The organism is Erythrobacter sp. F6033 (assembly GCF_023016005.1).
Taxonomy (GTDB): Bacteria; Pseudomonadota; Alphaproteobacteria; order Sphingomonadales; family Sphingomonadaceae; genus Erythrobacter.
In genome coordinates this window covers 962835-985239 of sequence record NZ_JALKAZ010000001.1, presented here as the reverse complement: position 1 = coordinate 985239, position 22405 = coordinate 962835, and the positions used below count along the sequence as shown (strand labels likewise).

The window sequence follows — 22405 nt, the reverse complement described above, 5'->3', positions numbered from 1 at the left end:
CTGCAACTGGGTCGCCAGCAGAATGTCAGCATTGTGCCTGCGTGGCCAGCTAGCCGACTAAGCGCCCTCGCCCTCATACGCTTCGACGATACGGCCCACAATCGGGTGGCGCACCACGTCTGCTGCGCTGAAACGGATCGTGCCGAAGCCATCGACATTTTCGAGCCGCTCGACCGCATCGTTCAGCCCGCTTGAGCGGACACCGCCCGGAATATCGACCTGACGCGGGTCTCCGCACACAACCATCCGGCTGTTCTGGCCAAAACGGGTGAGGAACATCTTCATCTGCTCTTTGGTGGTGTTCTGTGCCTCGTCCAGGATCACAAAGGCATCCGCCAGCGTCCGCCCGCGCATAAAAGCAATCGGCGCAATCTCGATCTCTCCGCTATCGATCCGGCGCTGCACCTGTTCGGGCGGCATACAATCGTTGAGCGCATCATAGAGCGGCCGCAAATACGGATCGACTTTTTCCTTCTCGGTGCCGGGTAGAAAGCCGAGTTTTTCGCCCGCTTCCACCGCAGGCCGGGAAAGGATCAGCCGCTGAACGCTGCCGCTGATCAGCTGGCTAACCGCCTGAGCGACTGCGATATATGTCTTGCCCGTACCAGCCGGACCCAGAGCGAAGATGATGTCATCGCGAGCAAGGCTGCGCATATATTCGATCTGCGCGGCAGAGCGCGGCACAATCGTTTTCTTGCGCGTGCGGATCATGATCGGCGGCGTTTCTTTTTCGCCGCTGATGATCCCTTCCAGGGTGGGTTCGTTGGACATGGCAATCAGGGACTCCACCGCACCTGCATCCAGATCCTGCCCCTGGGCAAGCCTGTCATACATCGTTTTGAGCGTTTCGCGCGCTCTGGCGACGTTGTCTTCCGGCCCTTCGATCACAACCTGATCGCCGCGCGCGTGGATCATCACACTCAGACGATTTTCAACCTGCACCAGATTGGCATCGAACTCGCCAAAAAGCGGCCCGAGCAGCGATTGATCATCAAAGGTTACTTCTGCCTTGGCGCGCCGAGACGGGCGCAGCGGAGTAATGTTACGGGGATCGGGGGAAAGCTGTGGCTCTCCCTTTTGATCGGATGCGCGTGTTGGTCTGCGGCCCATAGGTTCCTTTGCGAATTGGCCTGTTGCCTGAGTCGGAAAGGTAAGCAGCCGAGGGACGAAAGCAAGCTAGTCCCTTGAGAGAAACGGTGGATAGTCGTGTGAGCGGGACGCTATGCCCGCACGGTGCCAATTAATTGGAGCCGATCAACCGGCCCTGCATAGAACTGCCCCGCCCTTCGACGAGTTCGGTCCTGACCATATCGCCAATCGCTGCTTCGCCTTCGAACCAGACCGATTGCAGCCATGGTGATTTGCCCAGCCATTGGCCCGGAAGCTTGCCTTTGCGCTCGACCAGGACATCGCAGGTTTTGCCCACGCTCGCCTCGTTAAAGCCGATTTGGTCACGGTTCAGACGCGCTTGCAGGCGCTGGAGACGATCATCCATCGCTTCGACAGGGATTTGATTGTCCATTGTCGCTGCGGGAGTGCCAGGGCGCGGTGAATATTTGAAGCTGTAAGCCTGCGCGTACCGCACTTCGTCAACGATGCTCAGCGTGTCCTCAAACTCCGCTTCGGTCTCGCCGGGGAAACCGACGATAAAGTCACCCGAGAGAGCAATGTCGGGGCGCACTGCGCGGAACCGTTCCAGCAACTTGAGGTAGCTTTCTGCGGTGTGCGAGCGGTTCATCGCTTTCAGCACGCGGTCATTGCCCGACTGCACCGGCAAGTGGAGATACGGCATGAGCTTATCGACTTCGCCATGTGCCGCGATCAGCGCGTCATCCATGTCGTTCGGGTGGCTGGTAGTGTAGCGGATACGCTCAAGGCCATCCAACTTCGCAAGAGCGTGGATCAGGCCCGCCAGGCCCACTTTGTGTCCCTTTGTGTCCTCGCCAGACCACGCATTCACATTCTGGCCCAACAGAGTGATTTCGCGAGCGCCTGCCTCGATCAACCTATGCGCTTCATCCACCAAATGACTGAAAGGACGGGAAATTTCCGCACCGCGCGTGTAAGGCACAACGCAGTAGGTGCAGAATTTATCGCACCCTTCCTGCACCGTCAGAAACGCAGTTGGAGAGCGCCGTTTGCGGGTTGGCAGACTGTCAAACTTCGCGATAGCGGGCATGTCCGTATCTGTTGCGCGTTTACCCGCAACTGCTTTGTCCAGCATATCGGGCAAGCGGTGGTACGCCTGAGGCCCGACGACCATCGAAACGGCAGGCGCGCGAGTCATAATCTCCTCGCCCTCTGCCTGAGCGACACAACCAGCCACCGCAATCATGGGCGCTTTCTTCTGCGTCTTGCCTTTCGTTAGACGGCCAATGTCGGAGTAAATCTTCTCCGCCGCTTTCTCGCGGATATGGCAGGTGTTGAGCACGACCAGATCGGCGTCCTCACCCTCAGGCGCCGCGCTCAGGCCCTTCTCATCAAGAAGCTCGCCCATGCGCTCGCCATCATAGACGTTCATCTGGCAGCCGAAGCTTTTGACCCGGTAGGTCTTGGGAGGATTGGTAGGTTTCATGATGGCGGGCGTCTAGCTGGATTGGCGCGCGGGTTCAATTGGAGTTGCCATTCTCTGATTTCGCACGCCGCGCCTGGTGCACGCATGGCTCGATGTAGGGCGGGTTTGTGCCCGGATGCACTTTGTCGTCCGGTCCGCATTCGACCATCGGTTTTTTAAGCTTGTTGGCATCCACAATCGCCTTTGCATCTTTGTCCGCATAGGCGGCGATCCATGTAATGCAGTCGGCAAGCGGCCTGATCTTATGCTTGGTAAAAGTGCCCTTTTGCGGCGCGCAATTCAGCGTGAAAACGTCGGCGGCGGGCGGCGCGCTGTATTTGGAAAACCGCCGCAGCAATTCGCCGCGCTCGTTAAACACCGTGCGATAGGTGTCATTCGTCATCGAATCCGCGTTGTAGAATGGCGACGTGTTGAACATGTATGCCCGCACTGCGGGATATTTTGCCGAGACCTCGGTGGCGAGCGCGCCGCCAAGTGAATGGCCGGTTACGACCCAGCCAGGATCATTGCCCAGACGCTCCATCTCAAGCTCGAAATATTTGAGCGCAATTTCGATCTGGTCATTGCGCAACGTGCCGTAAAAAATATCGGTCAGCCCGTCGAAATCGGTCCCGCGAAAGGCAAGAATGCGCGCAATCGGCTTGCGATCAGGATCATCTTTGCTGCCGGGCGCGTATTGTTCAAAAATGCGGTAATCAAAGCCCTTGCGCGCGTCTTCTTCGGCAATTTCCAGCCGGTCGACGGGGACCAGGTTCAGGCCGATATTCCCATAAAGATCATCATCACCGATATAGGTGTTGGTCGCAGCGATGGCATAGGGATAGGCATCCACCGCAGCCTCCCGCACAAATTCACACCACCCGCCCGGCTCCATCCGGCACGGCGAGCGCGATTGGGAGATGTCGGGATATGTGGCGCAGGCAGAGAGGGTTAGGATCACGAAAGCGACGAAAATCTGGCGAGAAAGCATCATGTCGAACATGCCGAAACCTCAAACAGGAAAGTCAGGATACGGGGCGCAGCGGCTAAGCGCATCCTTTTCCGCATCGGTGAGTTCACGGCTCGCCCGCACTCTGATCAGTTCAATTTCATCGCTGTAACGCGTGAATTGGACCATTAAGTCATTGCGCATGAAGTATGAGCGCGAGTCAGGGGGCACTCCCCAAGCCTGTGTATCAACGTAAGTGAGGGGCTCAAAAACGGACTGCTTCTCGAGGCAGTTGACGACGCCGTCTTTAGACCGATCAGTCTGTCCATCGAAAACGATTGGCGGTCTTTGGTCGGCGCAAGCCGATAGGCAGGCAATGACACTGATGCCAATGCCTGCCCTAATCATTAGGCCACGGTCGCCTTAACAATCTTGCCCGGCTGCGCAGGTGGCTCGCCTTTTGGCAGAGCGTGGACGTGTTCCATGCCACTCTTAACTTGGCCCCAGACGGTGTATTGACCGTCGAGGAATTCTGCGTCTTCGAAGCAGATGAAGAACTGGCTGTTGGCGCTGTCCGGCATTTGCGAACGGGCCATCGAGCAGGTGCCTTCGCTGTGCGGCTCTGCGTTAAACTCCGCTTTCAGGTCAGGCTTATCGCTGCCGCCCATGCCGGTGCCGGTCGGATCGCCGCCCTGCGCCATGAAGCCGGGGATCACGCGGTGGAAAACCACGCCATCGTAAAAGCCTTCGCTGGCCAGTTCGGTGATGCGCGCAACGTGGCCAGGCGCGAGGTCTGGGCGCAGTGTGATGACTACGTCTTTGCCTTCGCCATCGCCGGTGTCGAGCGTGAATGTGAGTGTGTCTGCCATGGTTGAATCTCCTTTGAATTGGGCGCCGACCTAACGGTTTTGATTGCGCGAGTCACCCATAAGTCACGCCTTTCCTTGCTTTTCGATTTCGCGACTCTAAACCCGCAATCATGGTCGATCAGAGCGCCCTCGACGAAGAAACACTGGTGGTTGACCCCGCCGAGGAAGAAGTGCGCCCGGATGACCGGATCGATGACGAACGTCACGACGAAGAAAACCGGCTGAAGCCCGAATATGTGCGCGGCGTTCGCGATGCGCTAGAAGCGGGCGACAAGGGCGCGGTTTACGAGCTGGTCGAGCCGCTGCACCCTGCCGACACCGCCGATTTGATCGAATTGTTCGACAGCGATGATCGCGCGCAGCTTGCCGCCGCGATTACCGATTTGATGACCAGCGAAGTGGTCGCCGAGCTCAACGATCACGTCCGCGAAGTGATGATGGAGGCGCTGGAGCCGGAAGCTGTCGCGACCATCGCCGAACAGCTGGAAACCGACGACGCGGTTCAGCTGCTCGAAGATCTTGACGAGGAAGACCAGCAGGCGATCATCGCCGAGCTGGAACCGGAGACTGCTGCGGCGGTCAATTCTGCACTCGCCTATCCAGAGGAAACCGCCGGGCGATTGATGAACCGCCACGTGATGGCGGTGCCTGAACATCTGACCGTAGGCGATTTGATCGATTATCTGCGCGAAGAAGGCGATCTGGAGCACGATTTCTTCGAAGTCTTTGTGATTGATGCATCACATCATCCGGTGGGTACGTGTTCGCTCAACTGGATTCTTACAACGCCGCGCAGTGTCGCTCTGACCGATGTGATGAAGCGGGATCAAACCCTGATCCCTGTCAGCATGGATCAGGAAGAGGTCGCTCTGATGTTCCAAAAATACGCGCTGATCTCCGCCGCCGTGGTGGATGATAGCGGGCGCTTGGTCGGTCAGATGACGGTGGATGATATCGTCCACATTATCTCCGAAGAGGCAGGCGAGGATGCCTTGCTGCTCTCCGGTGCGGGCGATGGCGACATTAACGAGCCGATCCGCGAAGCTTATTCCAGCCGCGTTCGCTGGCTGATCGCGAACCTTGGCACCGCAGTGGTCGCATCGGCGATCATCGCGTTCTTTGGCGGCGCAATCGAACAATTGGTCGCGCTCGCCGTGCTGATGCCGATTGTCGCGAGCATTGGCGGCAATGCGGGCACTCAAACAATGGCGGTGGCTGTCCGTGCGATCGCGACCAATCAGTTGACCCGCGCCAACACGCGCAAAATCCTTTGGAAAGAGCTTCGCGTTGCGGTTTTAAACGGAGCGACGGTCGCGGTGCTCATCGGGATTGCCGCAGCCGTGCTCTTCTCCCCCATGATGGGCGTGGTGATCGCATCTGCGATGATCATCAATATCGCGGTGGCGGGCCTTGCCGGCGTGCTGGTGCCAGTGATCTTCGAGCGTCTGGATCAGGATCCGGCGGTCGCATCTTCGGTGTTCGTCACCATGATCACCGATTCCATGGGCTTTTTCGCGTTTCTGGGCCTCGCAGTTGTTAGCGGGCTGGTCAGTATGGGTTGAGCCCTTTGCGCTACGCCCTATCTTGAACCCATGCCGCTCCACATGACCAAAATCGCGTTTGGCGCGAAAAGCTGGGCCGACCTCGCCGGTTGGTATGAGAACAGCCCCAATCCCAAACGGCTTACAACGAAATACCGCCCTACCCGTCACGAAGAGATGATTGGCGGGTCGCTGTATTGGATATTGAACCATTCGCTCGTCGCGCGGTCAGAAATTCTAAGCTTCACCGAAACCGACGAGGGCCGCTGGAACATCAATCTCAAACCCGAACTTGTCCGCGTTCACCAAAAGCGCAAACGCGCGCATCAAGGATGGCGCTATCTGAAAGACGAAGACGCCCCGCGCGATCTGGCCGATGGCGAGGAAGTGGGCGATGTGCTGCCGGGCAAAATGGCGGCGAAGTTGGAACGGCTTGGGTTGATATAAAGGGGAACGCTGTCCGTGATTGATCCGGTTGAGGCCTTCGAAAATCAATTTGATCCCGTTGAGGACGGATACATCTACTACCCTTCGACGAAAAGCGGAGGAAAACTGGTCACCCCTGCCGAATACGATCAATTGCTGCGTGATTGGAAAAGTACCGCCAAAGGACGCCGTTTTTGGGGCATGATTGGCTTTGTCTTAGCGAGTCTGTTGATCGCCACAGTCTTTGACACCAGTGTCGACTTGCCTGACTGGTTCAATTCGATGCTGACAATTGCCCTTGTAGTATTGATAATGATTTGGCTTTTCTGGAACTCATTTGCTCCGAGGAGACTGGTAAAAGGCCGACCCGATCACAGCCCACCGCGATCCAGGGAAGCAGTTCTCAAGGCAGCCCATGAGGCTGTTCCGTGGTATCTTGTGATTTTTGTTTTGGTCATCAGCGGCGGGATATTCGGCTTCTCTTGGTACCACGGCCCCGAAAGTTTTGCGGACTGGGGTTGGCTCATTGCAAGTGGCGCCTTTCTCACTTCCTACCTCTGGTTGGCTTACAAAAAGTGGACTGATTGGAGAGAATAGTTCTCACGTCAAAGGCGGCGCGCCCAGCCATATCCATAATGCTAGGCCTGTAGAAACCGCGAAGGCAATCGCTGCCCTGCCCCACGGCACTGCCTCTATCCCCTCGACGCTACCAAGCTCTTCACGCTTTCCTGTGATCATCGGGCCAATCAGGTTAGCCCGCTTGATGAATGTGTAGATGCTAACCGCGATGATGTGCAGGCCCGCCATGCCAAGCACGACCCACAGGAAATCCTCGTGTAGGTCGGTGATCGTATCCGCCGTCATCACGCCAACCAGCGAATTGAGCGGACCAGTTGCTCCGTCATAGGGATCGCCTGCAAACAGCCCCATCATGACCTGTGCCAGCATCACTGCAATCAAAGCCAGAACCGCAAACGCACCGAGCGGATTGTGGCCGATAGTAAAGCCGGTTTCCTTACCGCGAAGATAGGCGAGTGCGGCCGGCGGGCTGCGCACAAACTGGCGAAAGCGCGCTGTTCGTGTCCCAATAAATCCCCAGATGATCCGGAAGATCAGCAACGCGAACAGCACCATGCCCAGCCGTGTGTGCCAGTACCAAAGCGAGTTTTCTGCCGTGTACCACATCGCCGCCACCAGCCCGACGAAGCTCCATTTCGTCAGACGCAGTGGCAAGTCCCATACTTTGATCAGGCGGGTTGGCGCTTTCGCCATAGTCGCGCTTTAGTCGTCGTCGAGACGGAACTTGTCGTGGCAACCCTTGCAGGTGCCGCCCACAGCTTTGACCTGCTCGCCGACAGCCGCAGTATCGCCGCTCGCAGCAATTGTGATCATCTCGGCGCTGGCATCGGTAAGGTCCTGTGCAGCTGACTCAAACCCTGTTTTGTCTTCCCAGATTGTGGCCAGCGCTTCCGTATCGAAACCATCATCGACGCTGGTGCCTTCAGGGAAAAAACCGGCAATCTTCTGCGATCGCTCGTTCATGTCTGTCGCGGCGTTTTCAATCGCGACCACGTCTGGATTGCCGGTTTCCAGCTCGCTACGGATCAGTTTGAAAGCATCACCGATGCCCTCGAAATTCGCCTGCCGCTCATCAATAACTGCGGGCTCTTCCGCTCCGGCAGTTGCGGTGTCATCGGCAGGTGCCTCACCCCCGCAAGCAGCCAGCAGACCAAGCGTGGCAGTGGCTGCAAAAAGACGGAATTTTGGAAGTGCATTCATGGTGAGGCTCCTGGGAGTGAAGGGATCACTGGCAAGAATATCTTTTCCCACCTGCGTTTCCAACCGAGCGCGCCAAAAATAGTTCCTTACCCCTTCGGCGGCATCGGGATCAGTGCGGGCGTGTTCTTGCGATACTTCTGATACGCCGGATCATCGCCCCAGCGCTCTTCGGCTTGTTTGTTCTGCAGATTGATGCCGCTGACTTTCGTGAGCAGCAATGTGACAAACAACGGAGAGATAACCGCCAACCATGCTGTGCCCGATAGCAACGGCAGCGTTATGACGAGGATGCCCGTCCAAAGCGTAATCTCGCCAAAATAGTTCGGGTGACGCGACCAGCGCCACAGGCCGACATTGATAAAGTCGCCCTTGCTCGACGGGTCTTCCTTGAATTCTTTTTTCTGACGATCGGCGATCACTTCCCAAGCAAAACCAAGCACCCAGATCGCTGCGCCTGCCCAGAAGAAAATCCCGATTTCAATACGCTCGCTCGCGGTAATCGCGACAAGCGCGGCAGCCGCGGTGAATATCACCCAAACGGCTTGCAGGGTCCACGCGACGAGGAAACGGGCCGGATTGACCTTGATCTTCTCAAATCGGGAATCCGTGCCGCCTTCACGCCGTATACGCATGAACAGGAATGACCCCAGCCTAAGCGCCCAGATCGCGACCATGGCGGCGACAACCATCGCACGCAGATCAAGCGGGCCTGACATCAAACAGGCAAATGCAGTCACGGACAGGTATGTAACAGCGCCCATCGTGTCGTAAAACTTGTCCGTCTGAGCGAGCGCCGAAGGAATATAGGCCAGCCAGTTGACGGCAAAAGCGATGACGCCGCACAAAAAGACGATGGAATACCCGTTCAGCTCGACGCTTTGGCTGCCGAGAAACCATGAAAATGCGAAGCCGATAGCGGTTACTATCGCGACAACCATCAGGCTCTTCGCGGCGCCTCCGCCGGATTTTGCGATTTTGGTGGCTGCGTCGTCTTCGGTCATTTCAGCTCGCTTCCCTGCTTTTCTCCGCCACACGGCGCAGCGCATTCACATATGTCTCCGGTGCCTGCGCCCCCGGGATCATAAATTTGCCATTCACGACCATCGCGGGAACACCCGAAATATTGAGGTCCCACGCCTGCCGTTCTTCAGCCACAACGCGCGCTTCGAGTTCTGGATCCTCAAGCGCCGCTTTTGCAGCCTCGCGGTGTAAGCCCACGCTGGCGGCGATATCGAGGAGCACATCACGCTCACCGATCCGTTTGCGCTCGTTGAAATGGGCTTTGAACAGCGCCAATTTGAGCTCCGTTTGCACCTGCGGACCAGCTTGCTCCAGTGCAAAGCCGAGCAGCTTGTGTGCGTCGCGCGTGTTCCACATCATCGCAGGTGGCGCCGGGTCTTCTCCGCCCTCATAAACCAGCGAGACCCCCGCCTCCTCGGCAATAGCCTTCATCTGTCCGCGAACGGCGGCGCCTTCCTCGGCAGAACGGCGATATTTGCGCTGAAGATGCGCTTCCTGCTCCTCGCCGTCGACGGGCATGTCAGGATTGAGTTCAAACGGACGCCAGCGGATTTCCGCATCGATCTCGCCATCCAGATCGCCCAGAGCCTTTTGCAATTGGCCATATCCGATCGCGCACCATGGGCACATTACGTCGGAATAGATGTCGATGGTGAGTGTGTCGGTCATGTGTCCAGCCAGTCTATTTATCGAGCCACCATGTGACCAAGTGATGCGCGATGGCATATTTCTGCGGGAAGATCAGATGCTCGTTGCCGCCGGGGCCTGCGCGCCGCGCATCATCCAATTCCTCTCTCGTAAACCAACGCGCATCGTCCAACTCGGTTTCATCGAGCGTAATTTCGGGATCGTCTGCGAACGAATGGCATCCAATCATCAATTGGCTTGGAAATGGCCAAGGCTGGCTGGCGATATAGGTCACATCGCGCGCTTTTATGCCCACCTCTTCCCAAACTTCACGCGCAACCGCTTCTTCGATTGTCTCGCCCGGTTCCACAAATCCAGCGAGGGCTGAAAAAATTTTCGGAGGAAAGCGCGGTTGGCGACCGAGCAGCAGCTTGTCTTCGTGTTCGACCAACATGATCGTGACGGGATCAGTCCGGGGGAAATGCTGGGCACCGCAACCACCCTCGGCTTCGGGTTTGCAATCGCGTTGCCAGCCGCCCTTCGTCAGATTTGTGCGTGTCCCGCATTTGGCGCAAAACTGATGCCTTGCGTGCCAGTCGACCAGACTTCGCGCACCGCCATAAATGGCGAGATCATCGGGGCGAAGGAGCTGCATGACCTGCCAAACGCGCGGCATCGCATAGGCCGGGCCGACATCGCCAACGGCGGGCACAGGCGCAAAGCATGCCTTGTCATCAAGAAGGCCGAGAAACACCAGCTCTGCTTCCGGATCAACGTCGGCCAAAGTGCCCCAGATAAGCCCGCCTGCTTCGTCAATGTCCGGCATAAGACCGTCGAGTTTGAGAACCCGCGCACGCCAGTTCATATGCCCGGCAAGCGCATCGGGATCGACGCGGATATTGTCCGCGCGGTCGATCGGCGAGCCGGAAAACGCGATCGGGGCGTCAGCCAAAGACTGCAAGCTCATTAAGCGGCCTTGTCAGCGCGCATTGCCGTAAGATCGACTTCAAGCGCCGCGAGGAATTCATCCCTGATCGGGAAGGCTTCGGTCGGCATATATTGCGTCCACAATGCCGAACGCAGTCCAAGCTTGTAATCCACCGCTGCGATGGTTCCAGCCGCGCCGCCCCATCCAAATGTGCCATTGATCGAGCGTCCGCCTGCTCCGTGGCCCTGCCCGACCATCCAGCTTCCAGTGAGATCGACGGTTTCCGGTATCAGGTTAGACACACCCACCCGCACAGTTTCTTCTGCCATCACACGCTCATTACCGAGCATGCCATAACCCAGCAGCATGCGCAGGAAGCGGTCATAATCCTTTGGCGAAGACACCAATCCGCCCCCGCCCGACGGCACTTTCGGCGCGTCGGTATAGATCGTTGCGACCGCAGGATCGATCGGCAGCGGCATGCTGCCAAGAATGCCGTAATTGTCAGTCATGCGCGAGATTTCGCTTTTGGGAACAGTCATCCACGTGCTGTCCATTCCGCATGGCTCAAAAATGCGCTCTTTAAGGAAGGTCTCGAAATCCTTGCCCGAAGCAACTTCGATCACCCGCCCGAGCAGATCGATGCTGCACGAATAGCTCCACTTGGTCGCCGGCTGGAATTCCAGCGGTAAGGTCGCAAGCCGGTCCGCCCAAACCTCAAGGTTCGGTGCAGGCTCGACAACTGGAATGCCCGGGATTGGAATGCGGCTTACCCGTCCCCCAACCAGACCATTTTCACGGTAGGCGTCCAGCAGCGGCCCTTTGCTTGTGATCAGGTAACCCAGTCCCGCTGTGTGGGTCAGAAGATGACGCATCGTGATCGGCGTCTTCACCGGAACGGTGTCGTCCAGCGCTCCTTCACGGTCGACCAGTACGCGCATGTCTTTAAACGCGGGCATGACATCATGCAGCGGCTGATCCATGCTCAGCAGACCGTCTTCGATCAGCATCATGATCGCCATGCCAGTGATCGGCTTGGTCATGGAATATATGCGATAGAGTGAATTCTCATCCACCACTGTGGAGCCGCCAAGCGATAAAGTGCCGCCACCAACTGTGTGCGCGTGATCTTCCTGACCCCAGCCGAACGTCAGAAACAGGTTCGCGACTTTGCGCTCGGATACATATTTGTCGGCCAATGCGGCCACAGTCGGCCACGATTGGCTGACATCATGCGCAAATGCACTTCGGCCAAATGGTAGCGTCGAAAGCGCGGCTCCCGCAGCAACATATCCGCCGCCACGGAACAGCGAGCGGCGTGAGAATTCAGGGTTATCGAAAGTGCGGTAGGCCATTGGGGTCTCTCTCCGGGATCTGCTTGACGTCTGTTTGGGCGAGTTGAACTAAGTGGTCAATCGGGACTTGAATTCACGGAGTGTATTACCCATATAATACGCATGTTCAATATACTCGCATGGCTTTTCGGCCTTCTCTCACTCGTCATCGTTATTCCGTCAGCCATTCCATTCCTTGGCTGGGGTAACTGGCTTGCCCTTCCACTGATTGTGATTGGCGTGGTCCTGGGGGCGCTTTCTTCGAGCGATAGCGGGCGGAATTTCTGTCTTATCGTTCTTGTGATCGCAGCCATCAGACTGTCGATTGGTGGCGGAATTATCTAAGCAAGCGCGAGCCGCGCAGCTTTAGCAAACAATGTCGGCAATCCGGCATTGTCGATATCGCTGATGGGCCACCACTCGCCCTCGCCATCTGGCATTGAGCGAATTTCAGCGCGCTGAACAGACAGCGTCAAATGCGCATGCGTGAATGTGTGCCTTACGGCACCAAGCTCGCTCCAATCCGCATCACACGGCGGCTCACCGCTGCCATCCTCTCGCGCTGTCCATCCGTCATCGGGCAAAGCGCGCATACCGCCCAGCATTCCGGTGCCTTGCCGTGTGACGAGCCAGACATGCCCGTCGCGCTCAAGCCAATATGATGTGCCAATCCGTTCTGGCTTGGCTTTCTTCGGCGGCTTCACCGGAAGGCGCTCTGGCTCTCCGGCTTTCAGCCCTTGGCACTCCGATTGAAGTGGACACAGCAAGCATTTGGGCGTTCTGCTGGTGCAGATGCTCGATCCCAAATCCATCATCGCCTGGGCAAAATCACCGGCCCGCGCGTCTGGCGTGATCAAATCAGCATTCTCACGGATCGCCTTGCGCGATTTGGGCAAAGGTTCGGTGATGTTGAACAGCCGCGAGACGACGCGCTCCACATTGGCGTCGATCACGACGGCCCTCTCGCCAAACGCGATAGAAGCAATAGCAGCGGCGGTATACGCTCCCAGCCCGGGCAGCTCTAAAAGCTCCGCTTCGGTTTGCGGAAAACCGCCAAGGCTGGCGACTTCGCGCGCGCATTTCGCCAGATTGCGGGCACGCGAATAATACCCCAGCCCCGCCCAGGCGGCCATAATTTCGTCATCAGAAGCCGCCGCAAGCGCATGCGCATCTGGCCAGCGCTGTGTGAATTTCTCGAAATAGGGCTTCACCGCAGCGACTGTCGTCTGTTGCAGCATCACTTCGGATAACCACACGCGATACGGCCATGCTGGATCATTGGGCACCGGTTCACCGGGCGGATTGCGCCACGGCAGCGCGCGCGCATGAACATCGTACCAGCCCAGCAAAGTGGATGAGAGTGCGGAAGTCGTGGAAGTCACACGCGCCCTATGGCATGGCTTTTCAGGATATGGGAAGCGACGATACACCAAAGCCGGGAAAACCGCGCAAATCGGGCAAGAAGACGGCAAAGCCTTACCAGCGTCCGCGCGGCCGCGGGCCGAAAGCGATTGGCGATCTGATGCCAGAAATTGGCCGAACCGCCTTTCGCCGCTTCGGTTTCGTCCAAAGCTCGGTCGTCACCCGTTGGCCAGAGATTGTCGGGGCGCAACATGCGCGTGTGTGCAGCCCGGAAGCGATCCGTTTCCCGCCCGGAGAGAAATCCGAAGGCATCTTGCAGTTGGTGGTCAGCCCGGCACATGCGCCGCTTATCCAGCAAGTCACGCCGGAGATAATGGAGCGGGTAAACCGCTTCTTTGGCTACAGCGCCGTTTCGCGTGTAAAAATCCGGCAAGGTGCGGTTAAGCCGCCGCATGCTCAACAGCCTGCCAAGGCGCCGCCTTCGCTCAAGCCGATCCCGATGGAACTCGGGGATTCCTTGCGCGATATCGGCGATCCTGAACTGCGCGAGGTGCTTGAATCGCTCGCGCGCAGCTTCGACGATAAGGACGGGGATAAGGGCACAGAATGAAAGCGATATTCAGCGCTATGGCGCTTGCTTTGATCGCGGCACCCGCAATCGCCCAAGAAAACCAGCTATCCAACCCGGATAGCGACTATGTCGACACCACCAGCAAGAAAGCGTGGCATGCGACGGTCGAGCGGACCGAACGCGGGCACCTTATCGGCAATCCCGATGCCGAAGCCCAGCTCATCATCTTCACAAGCTACGCCTGTGAAGGCTGCCACACATTCGCTTTTCGCGGTGATCCGGAACTGGATTATGCGCTGCTCGCCCCCGGCCTGCTTAGCGTGGAGATACGCCAGCGGATCAACCATCCAGTTGACCTGCCGATGAGCTTATTGAGTCAATGCGGTGCACCTGAGAAGTTTAAAGTGAACCATTCAATGTTCATGCGGCATCAGAAGAAATGGCGCGAGGTCTGGGGCAATTCGGGCGGCTTTGCGCGCACGGCTTGGTCTCGCGACACTCCCGCTGCACGGGCAGGGTTGGTAAGCGGGCTTAGGCTCGACGACATTCTGGCGCGGCGGCGCGGATATTCGCGGATGGACCTCAATCGCTGCCTGACTGACCGCAAAGCTATCGCTGCGCTGCGCGCCAATAGCGAAGCCGATGCGCAGGATTTCGATCTTCCGACAGATCCTGAAGGCTTTGCGGTGCCGCATTTTGCGCTCGACGGGGAGCTGCTTCAAGGTGTGAATTCCTGGGATGGCCTGTACGAAATTCTTGCCGAGCGCTTCAAGCCGAAGCCCAAGAGCGCAGAAGACGAATTGTCAGGTTAATTCCGTGCCAATTCGAACCACCCCCAACTTATGCAGGTTTTTTGCACAAGCACGTCGGTTCGCGCTATTGGCGCACCTAGAAACACAGGTTTAATCTTTTCCATTCGACTGAAGGTGAATTCGATGACTTCGATCCGTTCCAACATGACACGCCGCGCAATCGCGTTTGGCATGACCGCGCCTATTGCGCTGGCACTCGCTGCATGCGGCAGCGATCCGGCAGAAGCCGGCACAGAAGCCGGTGAACCAATCGCTGCGATTGATGCACCAGAGGGAACAAGCTGGACCGAAACCGTTACGGTCAGCGAAGAGGGCGGCTATGTTCTCGGCAATCCTGACGCGCCAATCAAACTGGTTGAGTACGCCTCGCACACTTGCGGTGCCTGTGCGCAATTCGCCGCAACAGCAAAACCATCAATCAAGGCTGACTACGTTTCGACCGGCGTTGTAAGCTTTGAACAGCGCAACCTCGTTCGCGATCCGATTGACCTTTCCATCGCAACGCTTGTCCGCTGTGGCACGAAAGAAAACATGCAGCCGCTTTCGGATCAAGCTTGGGCCTCGCTGGACGGAATTTTTCAGAATGTTCAGCAGAACGGCGCGGCATACGAAGCGGCAGGCAATTTGCCAGTCGACCAACGCTTTGTCGCAATTGGCCAAGCAGCTGGACTTATCGAATTCTTCTCGGCCCGCGGTCTTTCCGCTGATCAAGCCCGCACGTGCCTCGCCGACACTGAAACGATTGAAGGCATCGCCGAAGCATCCAGCACGCAGGCCCAAGAACTTGGTGTTCAGGCAACCCCGACCTTCTTCCTCAACGGCCGTAAGCTCGAAGAGCGCAGCTGGGCCCAACTCGAACCGATCCTGCAACGCGCAGGCGCTCGCACCGAGTAAGAACGGGGTCACCGCCAAACTATGCAGATCAGCCGGCTCAAGCTCAGTGGTTTCAAGAGCTTTGTCGAGCCGGCTGAACTGCGCATTGAACCCGGTTTAACCGGTGTTGTCGGCCCCAATGGGTGCGGCAAATCCAACCTGCTCGAAGCCATCCGTTGGGTCATGGGGGAAACCTCTGCCAAGTCGATGCGATCTGGCGGGATGGAAGATGTTATCTTTGCAGGCACATCAACGCGGCCCGAACGCGCATTCGCCGAAGTCGTGCTTCACGCCGCAGACGACGACGGCGAGGATCTGGTTGTCACCCGCCGGATTGAGCGCGGTGCGGGCAGCGCTTACCGTGTAAACGGCAATGATGTGCGCGCAAAAGACGTCGCGCTTACCTTTGCCGATGCCGCGACAGGCGCGCACTCCCCCGCCCTCGTCTCACAAGGCAAGATCGCTCAGGTGATCGCCGCCAAGCCCGCTGAGCGGCGCAAAATGCTCGAAGAGGCGGCGGGCATTTCTGGCCTGCACGTTCGCCGCAAAGATGCCGAGAGCAAACTTCGATCAACCGAAGCCAACCTTGCCCGGCTCGAAGATTTGATGGCGGGTCTGGATTCGCAAATCGCATCGCTGCGGCGTCAGTCCAAACAAGCTGAACGCTACAAAAAACTGACCGATCAAATCAACGTGTCCGAAGCGCGGCTTTTGTTTGCACGCTGGCGCGATGCCGCAAGAGCAGCGAAAGAGGCACGCGCCGCAGCAGAAGGCGCAGAGGCGCGCGTTGCCGAGGCTCAGACAGCAACAGAAGCAGCGCAGAAAGAACAGGCCGAGGCCGCGAGCAAGCTGGCCGATGCGCGCGACGAATTAACGGACCGGCGCGATGATGCCAGCGCGCATGGCCACCGGATGGCTTCGCTTTCGGAAAAGCTTGAGGCAGCCGAAGCGCGCCTTGCCAGTCTTGATCGCCAACGGACACGGCTTGAAGAAGACCGTCAGGATGCCGATCGTCTCACGGCCGATGCGGTTGATGCGCTCAAACGCCTGTCTCGGGAGCTGGAGACTGGCGAGAAAAGCGTGGCGGAAGCGGAAGCCGCCCGCCCCTCGATCGCCGCTCGCAGCGAAGACACCGAACGCGCCAGCCGTACAGCCGAATTGGCGCTGGCCAAGGCCACGGCGGACCATGCCGGTGTCGAGGCCGAATGGCGCGTCGCAGAAGCCGCCATCGAGCAAGCCGAAACGCGGCTATCGCGGCTAACCCGCGAAACCGAGAGGATCGCTGCCACGCGAAATGAACTGTCGGGCGGCGAAGATCCCGAACACGCAGTCATCGAAGCGCGCGAAGCAACCGAGGAAGCGAGCCGCGACGTTGAACGCCTGCGCGCGAAACTTGAATTGGACAAGGAACGTAAGGCCGAGCTGCAATCCGCCCGTGACGAGACTGGTGCAAAGCTCGCAGCGGCCAAAGCCGAACTGACTGGTGTAGAGCGTGAATACACCGCTCTAAGCCGCGACCGCGATGCTCGCGTGAAGAATGCAAAGAACCGCGAAGGCCTTCCAGCAGCTCTCGATAAAGTGCGGGTCGCGAAAGGATACGAACGCGCTCTCGCAGCCGTCCTTGGCCGCGATGCAAAGTCTCCTTTGGGATCTCCATCTGCGCCAACCGATGGGCGGTTTTGGACCGGCGGCAACGCGCCAGCGCAAGTCGCCGATAGCCTGCTCGATCAAATCACCGATTGCCCAACCGAACTGCGCGCTCGATTGGCGCTGGTGCATCTTGCCAGCGAGGATGACGGGCGCAACCTTGGCCCCGGTGAATGGCTCGTCACAACGGGCGGCCACTTACGACGCTGGGATGGCTTCATCGCGCGCGGCGAAGGCTCCGCCGAGGCGGCGCGGCTCGAAGCGGCGAACCGCCTCAGCGAACTTGAAGCGATCTTGCCCGATATGCGAGCAGCGGCGGAACAGGCTGAGGCAGTTGAGACAAGCGCCCGCGAAGAACTGACCGCATTGCAATCTTCTCTAGTCGCACAGGAGCGCGATATTGCTGGCGCAATTGATGCGGAGCGACACGCGCTGCGGCAACTGGATCAAGCCGAAGCGGCAAAAGACCGGATTGCAGCACGGCTCGAAGAGTTGGAGCAAACCTCCAATGATCTGATCGAACAGGTCGAAGCGGCGGAAGCCGAGCTCGCCGCGGCAAAAGAGAAACGCGAGAGCCTGCCCTCACCCGACGCCGGTCGCGCGTCGCTCGAAGCGGCACAGGCCAAGCACGAAGCGGCGAAGACGGCGGTTCAGGCGGCCCTCGCTGAACTCGCATCGCATGATCAGGCGCTGGCCGTTTCCCGTGAGCGATTGGCCGCGCAGCAGAGCGACCATGCCAATTGGAAAGCCCGTTCATCCGAGGCGACTCAGCGGACCGCCGAAGCGGGACGAAGACTTGAGGAAATCGAGGAAGAACGCGCGGTTATTGCTGCAAAGCCCGCTTCGCTGATCGCGGAGATCGAGCAAGGCGATGTGATGCGCGAAAAGCTATCCCGCGAGCTCGCAGCGGCAGAGAATGCCAAAGACACTGCGCAAGAGGCGCTGACCAAGACCGAACGCCAATTGGTCGAAGTCACGGAAAACCTTGCGCAGGCGCGCGAAGGCCGGGCAACTCTGGCCGCACGCGCCGAAAGCGAAGAGGAGCGCCGCAGCGAAATGGCGCGCATATCCGGCGAGCGCTTCCAGTGCCCTCCCCCGCTGCTTTGCGAAAGGTTCGAATTCGAAGAGAGCGACGTCAAACAATCTCCCGTCGAATCCGAAGAAATGGACAGGCTTGTCGCCAGCCGTGAGCGGATCGGACCGGTCAATCTCGTCGCCGCCGAAGAACTGGAGCGGATCGAATCCGAACACGGCACCAATGCGAGCGAGCAGGCCGAGTTGACCGAAGCCGTCGCCCGTTTGCGCGGATCAATCGGCAACCTAAACCGCGAGGGCCGCGAACGTTTGCGTCTCGCATTTGATGAGGTAAATCAGCACTTTCAGGAACTGTATCCGCGTCTGTTCCAAGGCGGACAAGCGCATCTTGCGCTCATCGACAGCGATGATCCCTTGGAAGCCGGGCTTGAGATTTTCGCGCAACCTCCTGGCAAACGCTTGCAATCGCTCTCGCTTCTGTCTGGAGGTGAGCAGGCTTTGACCGCGACCGCCCTGATCTTTGCGCTGTTCCTCACCAATCCTGCACCGATCTGCGTGTTGGATGAGGTCGACGCACCGCTGGATGATGCCAATGTCGAGCGGTTCTGCGACTTGCTCGATTCCATGGTGCGGACGACCAATACGCGGTATCTGATCGTTACGCACAACGCTGTAACGATGAGCCGCATGCACCGCTTGTTTGGTGTAACGATGGCCGAGAAAGGCGTGTCGCGCTTAGTCAGTGTTGACCTTGGTGAAGCCGAGCTTCTCGCAGCCGAATAGCCCAAATTTCTAAATTAAATGCGCGGAGCGTCAGGCTTCGATGGCCTGACCCAAGCGCTGACGGATCGCCTTTAGTTTCGCGACCGCATCGCTGATCTTGGGCTGCAGATTGCGATCGCTCGCAGACGCCGTAGCACCGTCCGTGTCGGCAGCAGCGCGGCGGTCACCGCTCCGGCGATCGTCCTGACGACGGTCCAATTCCGGCTTACCCGAAGACCGAAGCACAGCTTCCGCACCCTTAAGGGTGTAGCCCTCGTCATTGACGAGACGATTGATCTCTTCGACCAGTTCGACATCTTTGGGACGATAATACCGGCGGCCGCCAGTTCGCTTTAGCGGCTTCAGCAGAGAAAACTGCTGCTCCCAGTAACGCAGGACATGCGGCTTGATATCGAGCGCTTCACTGACTTCACCGATGGTGCGCAATGCGCCATCATCTTTACCATCGTCGAAATCAGTCATGCGCCCTCATCGCTCCTGCGTGTTAGCCGCCCTTGGCAATCTGTTCCTTGAGCAGTTGGCTCGCGCGGAATGTCATCACCCTGCGCGGCGTGATTGGTACCTCAACCCCGGTTTTGGGATTGCGGCCAATGCGCTCGTTCTTATCGCGCAAAACGAAACTGCCAAAGCCCGAAATTTTTACATTCTCGCCATCGGCCATTGCGTTGCACATTTTATCCAAAATGGCCTCAACTAGGTCGAGTGATTCCGCCCGGCTGAATCCGAGTTTTCTATTTATAGTCTCAGCCAGATCGGCGCGAGTAAGCGTACCTACTGAACGCATCATGCGCTAACCTCCGTTCGTTGGTGCGACCCATCCCGAAGGCCTACGGCTGTAATCGACAATGGTTTCATTCGCAACTTACACGCAGAAAAATCACGTGCTTTTGCACGTTTCGCAAGGCTCGCGAGGTCAAAGCCGGACGAGACTTGCGCCCCAAGTGAAGCCGCCGCCCATCGCTTCGAACATCACAAGATCACCCGATTTGATCCGTCCATCGCGCCGTGCTGTATCAAATGCCAGTGGTACAGAAGCGGCTGAAGTGTTCGCATGCTGATCAACTGTCACGATCACCTTTTCAGGCGGGATGCCGAGCTTTTTGGCGGTCGCATCGAGAATGCGCGCATTGGCCTGATGCGGCACGACCCAATCGATATCGGCACTAGAAACGCCTGCATCTTCAATCACTTCATTGAGAACGCTCGCAAGGTTTACAACTGCGTGGCGGAAGACTTCGCGGCCCTTCATGCGCAAGTGGCCGACCGTTTGCGTGGTCGAAGGCCCGCCATCGACATAGAGCAAGTCGTGCTGCGCTCCATCGGCATGAAGCCGGCTTGCGAGGATGCCCGAAAGCTTGCTGTCAGGCGCTTCACTTGCACCCTGAGCCTCAAGCACAATCGCGCCTGCCCCATCACCAAACAGCACACAAGTGGTGCGATCTTCCCAATCAAGGATCCGTGAAAAAGTTTCTGCGCCAATAACTAACGCGCGCTTTCCCAAACCTGTTTTGAGCAGCGAATCGGCTGTCGCAAGCGCATAAAGAAAGCCTGAGCACACCGCCGCGACATCAAAGGCGACTCCGCCATTGCAGCCAAGGGCATGCTGAACCTTTGTCGCGGTGGCGGGGAACGTGTTGTCTGGCGTTGCCGTGGCAAGGATAATCAGATCGATGCTCGATGCCTCAATCCCCGCGTCGGCTATCGCTGCACGAGCCGCAGCAATGGCGAGCGTCGACGTGGTTTCGCCCTCACCCGCAATATGACGTTGGCGAATGCCGGTACGTTCGACAATCCATTCATCGCTGGTGTCAATTTGCGCGGCAAGATCGGCATTGGTCACCACACGGTCTGGCAAAGCAGAGCCGGAGCCCAATATCCGCGCACCTGTCACGCTGCGGCCTCACCGTTTGGCGCGGATGCTGCAGAAGACACATTCTTCTTCAGCGCTGCCTCGCCCAATTCGCTCAAATCTTCGGCGATTCGCTGCGTCAGCTTGTCTTCGAGCAAACGCGCTGCGACTGTTACAGCGTTGGCTACGCCCTTGGCGGTCGCGCTGCCATGGCTCTTCACCACTACGCCGTTCAGGCCGAGGAATACCGCACCGTTGTGATTGTTCGGATCGAGGTGATGGCGCAGCAATTCGGTCGCTGGCCGTGAAACAAGAAAGCCGACTTTGGACCGGATCGAACTGGTGAAAGCTTGTCTTAAAAGATCGGTCACAAACCGCGCAGATCCTTCAATCGCTTTCAAAGCGATATTTCCGGAGAATCCATCCGTAACAACCACATGGGTTTCGCCGCGATTGATTTTGTCAGCTTCAATGAAGCCTGAGAAATTGAGCGCTAGCCCGCCGTCATCCTTGGCACAGGCTTCTGTCAGGCGTGCTGCCGCATCGCGCAGCGCATCAGTGCCTTTGATCTCTTCGGTGCCGATATTGAGTAGACGAACAGTCGGCTGTTCAAAATCGTTTACGATCCGGGCATATGCTGCCCCCATCACCGCATATTGCACCAGGTTGCGGGCGTCGGCTTCGGTGTTGGCGCCAAGGTCGAGCATTACGACGTCGTGCGGCTCTAGCGTAGGCATAATGGCCGCAAGCGCAGGGCGATCAATCCCGGGCATGGTGCGCAGAGCAATTTTGCTCATGGCCATCAGCGCGCCGGTATTTCCGGCGCTAACCGCCGCACCAGCCGCACCTTCTTTCACCGCATTGACGGCGAGGCCCATGCTCGTGGTTTTGGCGCGGCGAATAGCTTTGCTGGGTTGTTCATCGCCGGAGATCACATCATCGCAATGAAGAATCTCGGATGCTTCGCGCATACCCGGATGCGCTTCAAGCGCGGCTTCAATCCGCGCTTGATCTCCGACCAGCAAGAAGTTGAAACTGTCGTGAGAGCGACGGGCCAGCGCTGCGCCTTCGACCATAACGCGCACGCCTTCATCGCCGCCCATCGCATCAATAGCGATACGCGGCAGGCTCATGTCACTCACTCCGTTCAATGTCGGCTCGCAGGTGCCTTAAAGGCCGACCGCGATAACCTCACGACCGTTGTAGAAGCCGCAATGCGGGCACAGATTGTGCGGACGCTTTAGCTCACCACAATTGTTGCACTCGTGATGTGCTTCAACTTTCAGCGAATCGTGTGCGCGGCGATTGCCGCGGCGATGTGGGGATACTTTTCTCTTTGGAACAGCCATGGCGGCACCATTTCCTCAAATAAATTCGTGTGTTCGTATAGGATGACGTAAAGTCTTGAAGCCGCCCTTAAGCCATGGTCGCGTTTCACACAAGCAC

At 58.0% G+C, this 22405-nt stretch carries 25 protein-coding genes; 8 read left to right on the top strand and 17 right to left on the bottom strand.

Translation table 11 applies throughout. The annotated features are described in order from the left end of the window. Positions 1–57: 57 nt before the first annotated feature. From MWU39_RS04565 to MWU39_RS04545, 5 genes are all read right to left on the bottom strand, one after another. Positions 58–1110, bottom strand: a complete 1053-nt coding sequence (locus MWU39_RS04565) for a PhoH family protein (RefSeq protein WP_247158791.1) — start codon at positions 1108–1110, stop codon at positions 58–60. 130 nt (positions 1111–1240) lie between these two features. Continuing rightward, complete coding sequence (gene miaB / locus MWU39_RS04560) at positions 1241–2575, bottom strand: tRNA (N6-isopentenyl adenosine(37)-C2)-methylthiotransferase MiaB (protein ID WP_247158790.1); 1335 nt, start codon at positions 2573–2575, stop codon at positions 1241–1243. Between the two features lie 34 nt (positions 2576–2609). Beyond that, positions 2610–3557 carry a hypothetical protein gene (locus tag MWU39_RS04555; protein ID WP_247158789.1) on the bottom strand — a complete coding sequence of 316 codons (948 nt, stop codon included), beginning with the start codon at positions 3555–3557 and terminating at the stop codon, positions 2610–2612. Positions 3558–3566: 9 nt separating this feature from the next. Continuing rightward, the gene (locus MWU39_RS04550) at positions 3567–3911 is read right to left on the bottom strand and encodes a hypothetical protein (protein ID WP_247158788.1); all 345 of its coding nucleotides are present in this window, start codon (positions 3909–3911) and stop codon (positions 3567–3569) included. Beyond that, on the bottom strand, positions 3911–4372 hold the full coding sequence (locus MWU39_RS04545; protein WP_247158787.1) for a peptidylprolyl isomerase: 462 nt from the start codon (positions 4370–4372) through the stop codon (positions 3911–3913). Before MWU39_RS04545 ends, MWU39_RS04550 begins: the two co-directional genes overlap by 1 nt. Before the next feature lie 110 nt (positions 4373–4482). Between MWU39_RS04545 and mgtE the strand changes: the two genes are divergently transcribed. From mgtE to MWU39_RS04530, 3 genes are read left to right on the top strand one after another with little or no spacing between them, the layout of a single operon-like run. Continuing rightward, entirely contained in the window at positions 4483–5934 is a 1452-nt protein-coding gene (mgtE, locus tag MWU39_RS04540; RefSeq protein WP_247158786.1) for a magnesium transporter, read from the top strand. Between the two features lie 30 nt (positions 5935–5964). After that, positions 5965–6360, top strand: a complete 396-nt coding sequence (locus MWU39_RS04535; RefSeq protein ID WP_247158785.1) for a DUF1489 domain-containing protein — start codon at positions 5965–5967, stop codon at positions 6358–6360. Between the two features lie 15 nt (positions 6361–6375). Further along, positions 6376–6936, top strand: a complete 561-nt coding sequence (locus MWU39_RS04530) for a hypothetical protein (protein ID WP_247158784.1) — start codon at positions 6376–6378, stop codon at positions 6934–6936. A gap of 3 nt (positions 6937–6939) precedes the next feature. Here the strand turns inward: MWU39_RS04530 and MWU39_RS04525 are convergent, their stop codons facing one another. The 6 genes from MWU39_RS04525 to MWU39_RS04500 all read right to left on the bottom strand — a co-directional run bounded on the left by MWU39_RS04525 (position 6940) and on the right by MWU39_RS04500 (position 12048). Beyond that, positions 6940–7611, bottom strand: coding sequence for a cytochrome b/b6 domain-containing protein (locus MWU39_RS04525; protein WP_247158783.1), 672 nt, complete (start codon positions 7609–7611; stop codon positions 6940–6942). A 9-nt stretch (positions 7612–7620) separates the two neighbouring features. Then, complete coding sequence (locus MWU39_RS04520; protein ID WP_247158782.1) at positions 7621–8118, bottom strand: cytochrome c; 498 nt, start codon at positions 8116–8118, stop codon at positions 7621–7623. A gap of 86 nt (positions 8119–8204) precedes the next feature. Further along, entirely contained in the window at positions 8205–9119 is a 915-nt protein-coding gene (locus MWU39_RS04515) for a DUF1295 domain-containing protein (protein WP_247158781.1), read from the bottom strand. A 1-nt stretch (position 9120) separates the two neighbouring features. Next, positions 9121–9807: a DsbA family oxidoreductase gene (locus tag MWU39_RS04510; protein WP_247158780.1), complete on the bottom strand. Its 687-nt coding sequence runs from the start codon at positions 9805–9807 to the stop codon at positions 9121–9123. Between the two features lie 13 nt (positions 9808–9820). Continuing rightward, complete coding sequence (gene nudC / locus MWU39_RS04505) at positions 9821–10732, bottom strand: NAD(+) diphosphatase (protein WP_247158779.1); 912 nt, start codon at positions 10730–10732, stop codon at positions 9821–9823. Further along, a complete protein-coding gene (locus MWU39_RS04500) occupies positions 10732–12048 on the bottom strand; it encodes a serine hydrolase domain-containing protein (RefSeq protein WP_247158778.1) in 1317 nt (438 codons plus the stop codon). Before MWU39_RS04500 ends, nudC begins: the two co-directional genes overlap by 1 nt. A 102-nt stretch (positions 12049–12150) precedes the next feature. On the opposite strand from MWU39_RS04500, the gene MWU39_RS04495 reads away from it, so the two are divergent. Then, positions 12151–12372 (top strand): hypothetical protein, encoded by a 222-nt coding sequence (locus tag MWU39_RS04495; RefSeq protein ID WP_247158777.1) that lies wholly within the window; start codon positions 12151–12153, stop codon positions 12370–12372. Here the strand turns inward: MWU39_RS04495 and MWU39_RS04490 are convergent. Next, entirely contained in the window at positions 12369–13409 is a 1041-nt protein-coding gene (locus MWU39_RS04490) for an A/G-specific adenine glycosylase (RefSeq protein WP_247158776.1), read from the bottom strand. The genes MWU39_RS04495 and MWU39_RS04490 overlap by 4 nt on opposite strands. A gap of 14 nt (positions 13410–13423) precedes the next feature. Between MWU39_RS04490 and MWU39_RS04485 the strand changes: the two genes are divergently transcribed. The 4 genes from MWU39_RS04485 (at position 13424) to MWU39_RS04470 (ending at position 19110) form a co-directional block, all read left to right on the top strand. Beyond that, positions 13424–13999, top strand: coding sequence for a DciA family protein (locus MWU39_RS04485; RefSeq protein WP_247158775.1), 576 nt, complete (start codon positions 13424–13426; stop codon positions 13997–13999). Next, a complete protein-coding gene (locus MWU39_RS04480) occupies positions 13996–14772 on the top strand; it encodes a thioredoxin domain-containing protein (protein WP_247158774.1) in 777 nt (258 codons plus the stop codon). The genes MWU39_RS04485 and MWU39_RS04480 overlap by 4 nt, the downstream gene beginning before the upstream one ends. Before the next feature lie 123 nt (positions 14773–14895). After that, positions 14896–15666, top strand: coding sequence for a thioredoxin domain-containing protein (locus MWU39_RS04475; protein WP_247158773.1), 771 nt, complete (start codon positions 14896–14898; stop codon positions 15664–15666). Between the two features lie 21 nt (positions 15667–15687). Continuing rightward, positions 15688–19110 (top strand): AAA family ATPase, encoded by a 3423-nt coding sequence (locus MWU39_RS04470; protein ID WP_247158772.1) that lies wholly within the window; start codon positions 15688–15690, stop codon positions 19108–19110. Between the two features lie 30 nt (positions 19111–19140). Here the strand turns inward: MWU39_RS04470 and MWU39_RS04465 are convergent, their stop codons facing one another. The 5 genes from MWU39_RS04465 to rpmF all read right to left on the bottom strand — a co-directional run bounded on the left by MWU39_RS04465 (position 19141) and on the right by rpmF (position 22308). Beyond that, complete coding sequence (locus MWU39_RS04465) at positions 19141–19572, bottom strand: MerR family transcriptional regulator (protein WP_247158771.1); 432 nt, start codon at positions 19570–19572, stop codon at positions 19141–19143. Between the two features lie 22 nt (positions 19573–19594). Beyond that, the gene (locus tag MWU39_RS04460) at positions 19595–19897 is read right to left on the bottom strand and encodes an integration host factor subunit alpha (RefSeq protein ID WP_247158770.1); all 303 of its coding nucleotides are present in this window, start codon (positions 19895–19897) and stop codon (positions 19595–19597) included. Positions 19898–20023: 126 nt separating this feature from the next. Continuing rightward, a complete protein-coding gene (locus MWU39_RS04455) occupies positions 20024–21001 on the bottom strand; it encodes a beta-ketoacyl-ACP synthase III (RefSeq protein ID WP_247158769.1) in 978 nt (325 codons plus the stop codon). Next, positions 20998–22092 (bottom strand): phosphate acyltransferase PlsX, encoded by a 1095-nt coding sequence (gene plsX / locus MWU39_RS04450; RefSeq protein ID WP_247158768.1) that lies wholly within the window; start codon positions 22090–22092, stop codon positions 20998–21000. The genes MWU39_RS04455 and plsX overlap by 4 nt, the downstream gene beginning before the upstream one ends. A 36-nt stretch (positions 22093–22128) precedes the next feature. Further along, positions 22129–22308, bottom strand: coding sequence for a 50S ribosomal protein L32 (gene rpmF, locus MWU39_RS04445; protein WP_247158767.1), 180 nt, complete (start codon positions 22306–22308; stop codon positions 22129–22131). Positions 22309–22405: the final 97 nt, after the last annotated feature.